The 12229-nt window shown below is 36.6% G+C and carries 16 protein-coding genes; 8 read left to right on the top strand and 8 right to left on the bottom strand.

The genetic code is table 11. From position 1 onward, the window contains the following. Positions 1-8 precede the first annotated feature (8 nt). Complete coding sequence (locus QF044_RS04080; protein ID WP_307263967.1) at positions 9-674, top strand: succinate dehydrogenase cytochrome b subunit; 666 nt, start codon at positions 9-11, stop codon at positions 672-674. Between the two features lie 37 nt (positions 675-711). On the opposite strand, the gene QF044_RS04075 is transcribed toward QF044_RS04080, so the two are convergent. Continuing rightward, positions 712-1989, bottom strand: a complete 1278-nt coding sequence (locus tag QF044_RS04075) for a replication-associated recombination protein A (RefSeq protein ID WP_307263963.1) — start codon at positions 1987-1989, stop codon at positions 712-714. A 100-nt stretch (positions 1990-2089) separates the two neighbouring features. Between QF044_RS04075 and yidD the strand changes: the two genes are divergently transcribed. After that, positions 2090-2332 carry a membrane protein insertion efficiency factor YidD gene (gene yidD, locus QF044_RS04070; protein WP_307263961.1) on the top strand — a complete coding sequence of 81 codons (243 nt, stop codon included), beginning with the start codon at positions 2090-2092 and terminating at the stop codon, positions 2330-2332. Positions 2333-2763: 431 nt separating this feature from the next. Continuing rightward, a complete protein-coding gene (gene lgt / locus QF044_RS04065) occupies positions 2764-3630 on the top strand; it encodes a prolipoprotein diacylglyceryl transferase (protein ID WP_373462677.1) in 867 nt (288 codons plus the stop codon). A gap of 78 nt (positions 3631-3708) precedes the next feature. Here lgt and QF044_RS04060 read toward each other — a convergent pair whose 3' ends face one another. Continuing rightward, on the bottom strand, positions 3709-5226 hold the full coding sequence (locus tag QF044_RS04060; protein ID WP_307263958.1) for an NAD(P)H-hydrate dehydratase: 1518 nt from the start codon (positions 5224-5226) through the stop codon (positions 3709-3711). 245 nt (positions 5227-5471) lie between these two features. On the opposite strand from QF044_RS04060, the gene mscL reads away from it, so the two are divergent. Then, positions 5472-5852: a large conductance mechanosensitive channel protein MscL gene (gene mscL, locus QF044_RS04055; protein ID WP_259836287.1), complete on the top strand. Its 381-nt coding sequence runs from the start codon at positions 5472-5474 to the stop codon at positions 5850-5852. A gap of 47 nt (positions 5853-5899) precedes the next feature. On the opposite strand, the gene QF044_RS04050 is transcribed toward mscL, so the two are convergent. The 3 genes from QF044_RS04050 to QF044_RS04040 all read right to left on the bottom strand — a co-directional run bounded on the left by QF044_RS04050 (position 5900) and on the right by QF044_RS04040 (position 7982). Beyond that, positions 5900-6859 carry a D-2-hydroxyacid dehydrogenase gene (locus QF044_RS04050; protein WP_307263954.1) on the bottom strand — a complete coding sequence of 320 codons (960 nt, stop codon included), beginning with the start codon at positions 6857-6859 and terminating at the stop codon, positions 5900-5902. Between the two features lie 98 nt (positions 6860-6957). Then, positions 6958-7362, bottom strand: coding sequence for a phosphoheptose isomerase (locus QF044_RS04045; protein ID WP_307263952.1), 405 nt, complete (start codon positions 7360-7362; stop codon positions 6958-6960). Positions 7363-7565: 203 nt separating this feature from the next. Beyond that, the gene (locus QF044_RS04040) at positions 7566-7982 is read right to left on the bottom strand and encodes a carboxymuconolactone decarboxylase family protein (protein WP_307263949.1); all 417 of its coding nucleotides are present in this window, start codon (positions 7980-7982) and stop codon (positions 7566-7568) included. Positions 7983-8093: 111 nt separating this feature from the next. On the opposite strand from QF044_RS04040, the gene QF044_RS04035 reads away from it, so the two are divergent. The 4 genes from QF044_RS04035 to gcvT all read left to right on the top strand — a co-directional run bounded on the left by QF044_RS04035 (position 8094) and on the right by gcvT (position 11103). Further along, a complete protein-coding gene (locus QF044_RS04035) occupies positions 8094-8939 on the top strand; it encodes an AraC family transcriptional regulator (RefSeq protein ID WP_307263948.1) in 846 nt (281 codons plus the stop codon). Between the two features lie 94 nt (positions 8940-9033). After that, positions 9034-9543, top strand: a complete 510-nt coding sequence (gene idi / locus QF044_RS04030; protein ID WP_307263945.1) for an isopentenyl-diphosphate Delta-isomerase — start codon at positions 9034-9036, stop codon at positions 9541-9543. Between the two features lie 3 nt (positions 9544-9546). Next, positions 9547-10017, top strand: a complete 471-nt coding sequence (locus QF044_RS04025) for a hypothetical protein (RefSeq protein ID WP_307263942.1) — start codon at positions 9547-9549, stop codon at positions 10015-10017. A 9-nt stretch (positions 10018-10026) separates the two neighbouring features. After that, complete coding sequence (gene gcvT / locus QF044_RS04020; protein ID WP_307263939.1) at positions 10027-11103, top strand: glycine cleavage system aminomethyltransferase GcvT; 1077 nt, start codon at positions 10027-10029, stop codon at positions 11101-11103. A 57-nt stretch (positions 11104-11160) separates the two neighbouring features. On the opposite strand, the gene QF044_RS04015 is transcribed toward gcvT, so the two are convergent. From QF044_RS04015 to QF044_RS04005, 3 genes are all read right to left on the bottom strand, one after another. Further along, positions 11161-11349 (bottom strand): hypothetical protein, encoded by a 189-nt coding sequence (locus QF044_RS04015; RefSeq protein WP_307263936.1) that lies wholly within the window; start codon positions 11347-11349, stop codon positions 11161-11163. Positions 11350-11444: 95 nt separating this feature from the next. Next, the gene (locus QF044_RS04010; protein WP_307263933.1) at positions 11445-11783 is read right to left on the bottom strand and encodes a hypothetical protein; all 339 of its coding nucleotides are present in this window, start codon (positions 11781-11783) and stop codon (positions 11445-11447) included. Beyond that, positions 11780-12136, bottom strand: coding sequence for an arsenate reductase family protein (locus tag QF044_RS04005; RefSeq protein ID WP_307263930.1), 357 nt, complete (start codon positions 12134-12136; stop codon positions 11780-11782). Before QF044_RS04005 ends, QF044_RS04010 begins: the two co-directional genes overlap by 4 nt. Positions 12137-12229 lie beyond the last annotated feature (93 nt).

The raw sequence follows: 12229 nt of genomic DNA, 5'->3' as shown, positions 1-12229 counted from the left end.
TGATCACTATGTTAAAAAATATATTTAAAAGCTCTATCGGCAGGAAAATCCTAATGGCATTAAGCGGCTTATTCCTGATAAGTTTTCTTATTGTACACGCCTCAGTCAATGCGCTCATTTTCTTTAACGACAAAGGTAAGACATTTACTATTGGAGCACATTTTATGGCTACAAACCCTATCATCAGAACTATTGAAATTATTCTGATCTTTGGCTTTATCATCCATATCGTTCAGGGGCTTATTCTTTGGAGAAAGAACAGAAAAGCCCGGTCGATTGGATATATCTATAAAGACAATGCACCAGGCGTTAAATGGTATAGCAAAAGTATGACTTTACTGGGCACTTTGATCCTGCTATTCTTAGTTATTCATACTCAAAATTTTTGGATTCCTAATCGAATTCATCAGTTTCAATATGGAGAAGAACTTCCGTTATATGAAATGCTTATTGAAAAATTTCAAAGTCCTGTTGAGGTAGTGATTTATCTGATAGGATGCTTCTCCCTTGGCTGGCATTTGTTGCATGGCTTTCAAAGCGCATTCCGTTCTCTAGGGCTTAGTCATGAAAAATACAACCCCTTGATTCTGAAATCATCCTATGGTTTTGCGATAATCATATCTTCAACTTTAGCCATAATGCCTGTTTCTATTTATTTAGGATGGATAACATAAGCACCCTTATATTGGGTACTGAGAGCTTTCTTGTTTTTTAATATCTGTCATTCCATTTTTTCTTAAGCTCTTCATAGATCTTTTTTTCTGTAGCATTGTTTCCCGGCTGGTAAAGTTTTATATTTTTAATTTCTTCAGGCAGAAAATCCTGATCTACAAAATTTCCCTCATAGGAATGAGCATATTTGTATTCTTTACCATAATCCAGATCTTTCATCAGTTTGGTTGGTGCATTTCTAAGGTGTAATGGCACAGGAAGGTTTCCGGTCTTTTTTACCAATGCAAGCGCTTCGTTGATCGCCATGTATGTAGAATTGCTTTTAGGGGAAACCGCGAGGTAAACTGCTGTTTCACTTAAGATAATCCTGGATTCGGGGTTTCCTATGACATTAACAGCCTGGAAACAGTTATTGGCAATCACCAGCGCATTGGGATTAGCCAGACCTATATCTTCAGCAGCAAGAATAAGCATTCTCCTTGCAATAAATTTAATATCCTCACCTCCAGCGATCATCCTCGCCAGCCAGTATACCGCACCGTTTGGGTCTCCTCCTCTCATAGATTTTATAAAGGCTGAAATAATATCATAATGCTGCTCTCCGTTTTTATCGTAGAGTGCCATGGTTTCCTGCAGTATATCCAGAACATCAGTATTGCTGATCTCTTTTTTATCTGAATTCATGTACTGGTTAAGGACAAGTTCAACAGAATTGATCAGTTTCCTTGCGTCACCGCCTGAGTACTGTATGAAAGCTTCCTTTTCTAAAATTTTAAAATCGGTTCCCTCATCTTTATTATATCTTTCCGAAGCAGTATCAATTAATTCTTCCAGTTTTTCATAGCTCAATGCCTTCAGGATATACACCTGACTTCTTGACAAAAGGGCAGACACTACTTCAAAACTAGGGTTTTCTGTGGTGGCACCAATTAAAACAATCCATCCTTTCTCTACAGCATGCAGCAATGAGTCCTGCTGGGATTTATTGAAGCGGTGAATTTCATCAATAAATAAAATAGGAGATTTCCCAGAGAACAAATTCTGTTTTTTGGCATCCTCTATTACATCACGTACATCTTTTACTCCTGAAGAAACGGCGGAAAGCTTGTAGAACTTCCGTCCAGATTTTTCAGAAATAATTTCGGCCAACGTGGTTTTTCCTGTACCTGGTGGACCCCAAAGGATGAGAGAATTCAGCGCATTATTTTCGATCATTTTTCTGATCGTGCCTTTTTCTCCGGTAAGATGTTCCTGCCCAAGAACTTCTTCCAGGGTTTTGGGTCTTAATTTTTCTGCTAGTGGAATATTTTGGCTCAAGATATTTTATTTTTTTGGTCAACGGAATCAGTTTTGATACTCTGAAACTTATAACAAAATTAAACTAATTTTAAATTTTTTACCCTATTTTTGCATAGTTTTGAAACTCACATTCAATAAAATCATTAGTTTTCCTTTGGTAATTTTGATCAGATTTTACCAGTGGTTCATCTCGCCTTTACTTCCCAAAAACTGCCGTTACGAACCCACATGCTCTCATTATATGGTGGAAGCATTACAGGTACACGGTATTTTCAAAGGATTGTGGATGGGGGTAAAAAGAATTTCAAAATGTCATCCCTGGGGAGGTAGCGGCTACGACCCTGTTCCACCTAAAAAATAAATCAGTAACAAACTATTAAATCAATAGAAATGAGTAATCTATTTTTCAGAATTTACCTCGTGGTATTTCTATTTATCACACAGTGTGCATTTGCCCAAGAATATCCCGGAGGTTTATCTGACGGAACTCTGAAAGTAAACGGAGGCAGTGTCCCGGTAAAGATCTATTCTACGACCGAAGTAAGCGACCTCAATGCTTTTCCGGATATGGATACGGACAAAAATGTTCTGGTAATCCTGAACGAATCTAATTTTGAACCGGCTTATTTCAATTTCAGTGTTTCAACATTGGATAAATTTAAAACCTCTCATTACCAGTTTTTCGATAAAAAATTTAAACTTATCGACAGTCCGGTAACGCAAGACAATATCACTGACTTCAAATATGCCGTAAAAACCGTAAAACCTATCAGCGGATCTGATGCTGTTGCATTGGAAACTCCGTTCAAGATCTGGGACCCTTCAAAAGGTATCCAGCTGGGACCGGTTACGCTGCATTTTTACAGTCTGATGTTTGTATTTGCCTTCGGTTTTGGTTATATTTTGATGTTGAAGATCTTCAAAATAGACAATGTAAACCAGAAGTATCTGGAACCGCTTTTCACATGGACACTGATCGGAACTATTTTAGGAGCTCGACTAGGTCACGTTATCTTTTACCAGCCGGAATTGTTTAAAGAAGACTTCTGGAGTGTATTTTTACCGATAAGCACCAAAAATGGCCTGAAATTCACAGGGTTTTCAGGACTGGCCAGTCATGGCGCTACCATCGCACTGATCTTCACTACTTTATATTATTCATTTAAAATTATTAAGAAAAATCCTTTCTGGGTTTATGATAGAATCGGAATTGTGGTTGCATTGGGTGGCGCATTTGTAAGAATAGGTAATTTTTTCAATTCTGAAATTCTTGGCAAAGCGGCTGATCCTAATTCTCCATTTGCCCTACTTTTCCCACAGCAGAGCAATGAATATGGTCCTACGGTTCCCCGTTATCCAGGACAGCTTTTTGAAGCTATTGGTTATTTATGTCTTTTTTTTCTATTATGGATCTTATATAGAAAAACAAATAAGAAATACCAGCAAGGGTGGCTTTTCGGCTTGTTCTTTATTATTCTTTGGGCGATCAGATTCTTTGTAGAATTCCTGAAAGAGCCTCAGGGAGACGAATTTATTCACATAGGAGGATTGAATACGGGGCAGGTGCTTTCTATTCCGTTTATGATTGCAGGAGTGGTTATAATGATTATTTCAAAGAAATTCAAGATCACGGAGGAAGAAAACGGGAAACCGGAATAATCAGTAATTAAAAATATATAGAAAGGGCAAATTAGCAGTTAAGCGAATTTGCCCTTTTTCTTTTAATAATTTACTTTATTACAATTTTACAGTCGTTCTTTTATTTAATTCTTCAAAGACATTCCCAAACTCATTGATTACATCTGTAGGAAGCATAGACTCTTTGGAATATTTTTCCGCAGCGAGATCAGCAGCTCTGCCATGCAGCCAAACTGCCAAAATACAAGCATTCTCTTCATAATAACCTTGGGCAAGCAACGAAGTAAGAATCCCTGTAAGGATATCTCCGCTTCCTCCCTTTGCTAATCCTGCATTTCCGGTAATATTGTAAAAGACTTTTCCCTGCGGTGTAATAACCTGAGTATGATGGTCTTTTAAAACGATATAAATAGTAAACTCTGCAGCCTTTTCACGGGCAAGCTTCAATCTTTCAAAAGAATTCTCTGTACTTCCGAACAACCTTTCAAATTCTTTAGGATGTGGAGTGATGACCGATTTTTTCGGAATCAAATCTAAATTTTTCTGATTTTTTGCAATAATATTCAGTGCATCGGCATCTAAAACTAAGGGGTTATGATATTCTTTTAGAAATTTTAAAAGTGCTTTTTCAGTTTGCTCATTGGTTCCCATTCCCGGACCGATTCCATATACCATATCTTCCTCAACGGGGAAATATTCCAGGCATTCTTCCCCTCCTTCTGTGAACATGGCTTCCGGACAGGAGATCTGCAGGATTTCATATCCGCATTTTGGAGCAAGTATGAAAGTAAGGCCGCATCCAATCTTCATGGCAGACCTTGTTGCCAATACTGCTGCTCCTATCTTTCCATAACTACCGCCTGCCATGGTCACTTTTCCGTAAGTGCCTTTGTGCGAAAATTCCTGTCTGGGTTTAAAAATACTGTCGACAACCTTTCCGTCAATGACAAAATCATGAGTAACCTGTGTCTGCAGGTATCCTTTATGCAGTCCTATATCGAGAATGATCACTTTCCCGGTATATTTTCCTGTTTCAGGATGGAGAAAGCTTTTTTTCCAACATTGAAAGCTGAGGGTATAATCAGCTTTAAAAATAACAGTATCATCTTCAAATATGTGGTCCGCAGGTAACCCGGAAGGAATATCAACAGAGATTCTGATACAGTTTTCTTCATTCAAAACCTCAACCAGCTCTTTGAAAACTCCCTTTAAAGGCCGTGATAAACCTGTACCGAATAGAGCATCAATAATGATCGTTTTTGTATCAAAGTTATAATGATCAGCTTCTTTGAATTCTCTGACAGAAATTCCGGAAAGATCCCGAAGCCTTTTTAAATTGACGGATGCATCGTCTGAGAATTTCCCTTTAGGGTTTTGAACAAAAACATCTGTATCAAAGCCTTTCGTGTAAAGAATTCTCGCTAATGCCAGTCCGTCGCCACCGTTATTTCCATTACCGCAGAATATTGCAATTTTTTTGTGGTTTTTACAGTTTTCAGAGATCCAGCCAGCCAATGCTTCCACCGCTCTTTCCATAAGTTGTATAGAAGAAACCGGCTCCCGGGAAATAGTAAAACTGTCCCACTGGCGTATTTGTTCTGCAGTAAAAATTTTCATAATTTGGGAATCTAACTTTTAACTAAATTACGAAGTTTTTAGTTTACTGCTATATTTATAGCCTTAAAATTAGGTTAAAGAATGATCCTAAAGATGTTCAGCTAAGCTATTAATTTCCGACAGAAAAAGTCTTTTAAACACAGCCGGTAATTCAATAATTATGGAATAAAAAACCTTGAAAAGTAACGTTTTTTACATTTTTTAATTCTATTTTTGTGTGTATACTAATTAAAAAAATATAAATTATGGGATTTGTTAAAGAATTTAGAGATTTTGCTTTTAAGGGCAATGTGCTTGACCTGGCTGTCGGTGTGATCATCGGTGGAGCTTTCGGAAAAATTGTTTCTTCACTGGTAGAAGATGTGATTACTCCTTTGTTGCTGAACCCGGCATTAAAGGCTGCGGGTGCAGAAAATATTTCTAAACTTTCCTGGAATGGTGTTACTTATGGTAACTTCCTTTCTGCTGTGATCAGCTTCCTATGTATTGCCATGGTTCTTTTCTGGATCATCAAAGGGGCAAATAAAGTGGTAAAAAGAGAGGATGCCGCTCCTGCCGGACCTACTGCAGACCAACAATTGCTGACAGAGATCAGAGATCTTCTTAAAAGCAAGAATAATATATAAAACAAAAGCACCTCAAATTGAGGTGCTTTTTTATCATCTTCAGCTGGTTACTGGATCTGTAAAATGCTTGAGATCTGCTCTGCCAGAGAAAGCCCGATCCTGTCCTGAGCTTCCATAGTAGATGCTCCTGTATGAGGAGTCAGGGAAATTTTTGAGTGGTTTAGAATTTCTTTAGAAGGTGTAGGTTCATTGATGAAAACATCTAATCCTGCAAATTTCACCTTCCCTGAATCCAACGCATCAATCAAAGCGGATTCATCGATAACACCACCTCTTGAGCAGTTTACTACCGCTACCCCGTCTTTCATGATGTCAAATTCGTTTTTCCCGATCATATAACCGTCTTTCTGAGCCGGAACGTGAAGGGTAATAAAGTCTGAATGCTTCAATACTTCCTGAAGTGGCTCCGTTTCAATATCTACGTTGATGAACTGGTTGTTGTAGAATTTCACTTTAATGCTTGCCTTTCCTACATTATTATCTGCTGCCACTACTCTCATACCAAGACCCAAAGCAATTCTGGCTACTTCCTGTCCTATTCTTCCCATCCCAACAATCCCGATGGTTTTACCTCTTAGCTCAATTCCTGCCGTATAGGCTTTTTTAAGGCTTGCAAATTCTGTATCTCCTACCAAAGGCATTTTTCTGTTTGAATCCTGAAGGAATCGCGCTCCTGAAAATAAGTGTGCGAAAACAAGTTCAGCCACAGATTCTGAAGAAGCAGAAGGAGTATTGATCACATGAATTCCTTTTTCTCTGGCATAGTCTACATCAATATTATCCATTCCTACTCCGCCACGTCCAATAATTTCGATGGATGGGCAGCCGTCAATAATATCTTTTCTTACCTGTGTAGCACTCCTTACCAGCAGGGCACGGATTTTATGCTCGTTAATGTAATCTACCAAAAACTCCTGCGGAACTTTTGCAGTGATCACTTCAAAACCTTTCTCAGCCAGTGCATCAATTCCAGATTGATCCAGACCGTCATTTGCTAAAACTTTCATAAATACAATTGATATTAAAAAGTGAAAAGATTTAAAAATTAAAGATTGTCAGTGCGTACACTTCATCGTTTAATTTTTAAATCTTCGTATATGTTTTCTTAATCTTCTTTGAAAACTTCAATAGTTACCTGCTTTTCTACAAGGTCTGTAAATTTACCTTTGTATCTTGTAGCTCTTACCAGGTGGTTGTCTATCCAGTGATAATTGCCTCCTCTTGGTTTTCCACAGAGGACGCTGTGGTATTTGAAGCCGTGCTTATCCAGCCATTCGATGGTAATCTGCTTCAGATTTTCTGTTCTTGAAGTGAAGAAACAGATCTGATGCCCTTCGTCATACCATTTATTGACTGTTTCGAGTGCATCCGGGTAAGGTTCACAGGTAACCATTCTTTCCGGTTCTTCGTTCGGAACATCGTCTGTAATGGTACCGTCTATATCGATTAAATAATTTTTTACCCCGTCCTTAAGGATTGGACTTAAATGCTCTTTGTATTCTAATTCCATCGTTAAAAATTCAAATGCAAAGCTACGGCTTTTACATTGAACACCATAATTAAAATTACTTTACATTAAAAACAAACTATAAAAACTATCATTTATAGAATAATATTAATAAAAATGAATCAATAATTTGGATATAGTTAATTTTTTTCTGTTTTATAAGAATTCAATTATTTGGCAATACAACTTAGATGGGAAATTCACTCCTAAAATGGATCTCCTAAACTGATTCTTAACCGATTTAAAGCATTCATTAAGGAAATACTGGACGTTAATTCCACAATTTCTTTTTCTGAAAACTCTTGCTTTAATTCCTGAAGCAAAGTTTCCATATCATTGGTTAGATGGGTCACTGCATCAGTCCATTGTAAGACCAAAATCTGTTTATGATCAAATGATCTGGAGTGTTTGTAACCCGGTATTTTATCAATTAATGAAGATTCCATTCCCATTTCTCTTAATTCATTAGCATGAAAGCTGCAGCAATAAGAGCATCCATTCAATTGGGAAATCCTCAATTCGGCCAATGCAATGAGTTTATTATCAACTTCAGAATTTCTGATGCTTGTATGTGCCTGATATAAGTGTCCTACTGTCTTTTTTGAAATCTCTTTGTAATCCATTTTCTTTTTTGGGCAAAGTTAGGCGTACGGGTTGTGCTGAAAAGAGTATATAAATAGGATAAATGAGTAAAAATAAAAGATTTATCTTTGTAAATATAGCCTGATAAAGTAATGGATCATATACGGGACCTTATTGAAATTGAACTTACAGAACTTACAGAGTGGAAAGACAGGTTCCGCAAAAACAGTTTTTTTGAATTGGTATTTATTCTTAACGGAAAAGGCATTCAAAGTATAGAATATAAGACCTGTACTTATCAAAAAGATGATTTTTTCCTTTTACCCTATTCCAAATGTCATGCCTACGAAATTACAGAACCTACTACTTTTCTTTTTATCCGGTTTACCGAACATTATTTCAAAAACCTTAAAAATACGGAGATAGATTATTTACATTGGTTCAGTAAGCTCAATTATATCATCGGTTTTTATGATTTCAACACGGGACTTTATATCAATAATAATAAAGATAAAAGCCAGGTGAAAAAGTTATTTGAAATTATATGGCTTGAAAAAGAACAGCCGACAGATTATTCAGAAACTATAATAGCCAATACTCTATCATCCATTCTAACGATCATAAGTTCGGGACTCATTGCACCCAACAATTTTCAGAAATCAAATGATGATAAATTCAATGACATCATTAAGTATATTAATCAGAATATTATTGATGAACACAAATTATCCATATTATATCTCTCCGATAAATTCAACATTTCTAAAAAGTATTTCAGTGAATATTTTAAAAGGAATTCTAATGAATCACTAAAGGAATATATTCAAAAAACAAAACTACAGATCGCAATCAACAGGATAAAATATACCCAATCTTCTTTACAGGAAATTGCCTGGAGCCTGGGTTTTACAGATGGAAGCCATTTAACAAAATCTCTGAAAAAACATTTTGGATTAAGCCCAGCTACCCTACGGAAAGAAAAAAAACAAATTCTCTGATGTAAGAAGAGCTTTCCTATCATCTTAATTCCTTAACAGATGATGTTTATCCAAAAATTTCCAAAATACATTTATTAGACTTACATTTGTAGGAATGGAAGAATTGGTAGTTTTAGTAAATCCTGAAGATGAAGTTCTGGGTCTGATGGAAAAGCAGCAGGCACACATCAACGGCCTTCTGCACCGTGCATTTTCTGTATTTCTGTTCAACAGCAAAGGCGAAATGCTTCTTCAAAAAAGGGCATCAGGAAAATACCATTCTCCTAACCAATGGACCAATGCGGTGTGCTCTCACCCAAGAAAAGATGAGACTTATCTGGAGGGTGCCACACGCAGGATAAAAGAAGAACTGGGAATTGAGGCTGAACTGTCGGAAAAATTTAGTTTTATCTATAAAGCAGAAGTAGGCGGCGGCCTTTGGGAACATGAACTGGACCACGTATTCATAGGAAATCACGAGTCTGATTTTAATTTAAATAAAGAGGAAGTGGAAGAAGTAAGATTTATCTCGATGGAAGATCTCGACCAGGAGATTACCGAAAATCCAGGAAATTTTACAGAATGGTTTAAAATTATCCTTGAAGAATATAAACACCATTTTTAATTGATGAAAAAAATATTATTTGTAACCGCTTTTTTATCGGGAAGTTTATTTTTTGCTCAAAAAGCAAAAGTATATGAAAATCCCGGCTACTCTATCAACGTTCCGGAAGGCTGGAAATCCACCAATGACAATGATATTGTCAATATTTTCCCGGCTAATGAAATTGGAGCAATTACCATTTCAGAATACCACGACCTGAATCTTCCGAAAGCGGATATGAAAAAATTTATCCTGGCACTTTATAAATCTAATGATCCGGAAGACAAAATAAAAGAAAACAAAGGCAGAAAAGGATATACCGAATATTATTATGAGTATTTTGATGAAAAAGAAAAATTGTTCTGGATCACCAAAGCTTTTCAAAAAGACAAAAATCTCTACCTTGTTTCCATCAACTGTGGCCAGAAGTTCTGGAACGGAAATTATATGAATGTATTCAACGAAACTTTCAACAGCTTTAAAATAAAGAAATAAAAATTAAAAATGAAGAAAACAGCCTTATACGATAAACACGTTTCTTTGGGCGCTAAAATCGTACCTTTTGCAGGTTTTGAAATGCCTGTACAATATTCCGGTGTTACTGATGAGCATTTTGCAGTAAGAGAAAAAGCAGGATTGTTTGATGTTTCACACATGGGACAGTTTTTTATTGAGGGACCGGGATCTAAAGATCTTTTACAATTCGTAACGACGAACAATGTAGATGCTCTGGAAAACGGAAAAGCTCAATATTCTTGCCTTCCTAATGAGAATGGAGGAATCGTGGATGACCTTATTGTTTACAAAATGGAAGACGAAAAATATTTCGTTGTAGTAAACGCATCAAATATCGAAAAAGACTGGGATCATATCTCAAAATACAATACGTTCGGTGCTAAAATGACCAATGCATCTGATGAGATGTCATTATTGGCTATTCAGGGTCCTAAAGCTACTGAAATCCTTCAGAAGCTAACGGAAACTAATCTGTCTGAGATTCCTTATTACCATTTTGCAGTGGGAAATGTTGCAGGAGTGAATAATGTGATTATTTCAAACACAGGATATACAGGAAGTGGAGGCTTTGAGATCTACTTCAACAATGAAAATGCTGTAGAACTTTGGGATGCGCTTATTAATGCTGGTGAGGCGGAAGGATTGATTCCGGCCGGACTTGCTGCCAGAGATACTTTAAGACTGGAAAAAGGATTCTGTCTTTACGGAAATGACATCGACGATACTACTTCACCTATCGAAGCAGGATTGGGATGGATTACAAAATTCGATAAGGATTTTGTTTCTAAAGATACATTCGCAAAGCAGAAAGAAGAAGGGGTTACCAGAAAGCTGGTCGCTTTTGAACTTACTGACAAAGGGGTTCCAAGACATGATTATCCGGTAGTAGATGCAGAAGGAAATGTGATTGGAAAGGTAACATCTGGTACCCAGTCTCCGATGAAAAAGATCGGTTTGGGACTTGCTTATGTAGACAAGCCTCATTTCAAACTGGGTTCTGAAATTTTCATTCAGGTAAGAAATAAGAACATTCCTGCAAAAGTGGTGAAAGCTCCTTTCGTATAATAGTTCTGAAAATATAAATAAAATAGGCTGTAATTCATTTTACAGCCTATTTTTGTTTTAGTAACAGATGCAGCAGATGGTTCTGTCCGGGTTGCAGGCATCTCCTATTCCCGGTCTGTTGGAAATTACACCGCCGCCTGGGCCGCAAAGTGTAAAGCAATTTACTGGCGGAATTTTACCACTTCCCGAGATCTGTTTTAATGCTGATCGGTTAAGATTCTTTGTTGTTAAAAGGTCTTTTGTCATGATATTATTTTTTAATGATTATAAATATAAGTATTTAATAATGAATTCATTAAAATAAATCACGAAATATTGACATTTTTTTTAAGCCTTATTCTTTAAGGTTCGTGTTGAAAACAATAATCATTTCCAATTCGAGTATGGTGCTTACATCTGGTTCCTCTTTTGGTCATTCCCAAACACTGATTTCCCTTATTCGTACCGTTTACTTTTTTAGGTTTGGAAATAAAACGATACGCTGCTGTTCCGGAGGGATTGCATATTTTACAGGGCTGAAGCCCAATTTCCATAGCTTTATTTACGTCAAGGCCAGCAGAAACATTTTTCACCATTCTGCATGATGGCAAATGGTATTTTGTTCCCGAAGGTGTTCTATAAACGGTCTGCCCACAGAGACTGAGTGAAATAAAAAGCAATATGGAAATTACATATTTCATTCATTTACTCCAAAGAATTCCTTTAATGCTTCTACATTATTTTTATCATTTCCTACAAAAATTTCATTATCTGTAAGAAAAACCGGACGTTTTAAAAAGGTATAGTGATCCAGAAGGAGATCCTTGAAATCTTTTTCCTGAAGATTCTTTACATCTAAGCCTCTTAATTTGATTTGTGTAGATTTTTTACTGAAGAGGGCCTCGTACGATTTTGTTTTTTTATACATAGCTTCCAGTTCTTCCTTGGTCACTGGTTCTTTTTTGATCTCACGGAGTTCCCAACCGGTAAGGTCAAACTGAGCCAGGATCTTTCGGCATGTATCGCATGTATTAAGGTGGAATACTTTCTTCATTATTATTTTAAATCTCTTGTTTGTTAAATTTCCTTCATTCCTGAAGTTTCGTCCTTCAAAAGTAGGATTTAATCCAAAATTCTGGAAATTTAT

The sequence above is a fragment of the Chryseobacterium sp. W4I1 genome, assembly GCF_030816115.1.
Lineage (GTDB): Bacteria > Bacteroidota > Bacteroidia > Flavobacteriales > Weeksellaceae > Chryseobacterium.
Note: the sequence above shows the minus strand (reverse complement) of the source record. Positions and strands in the feature narration are given on the sequence as shown.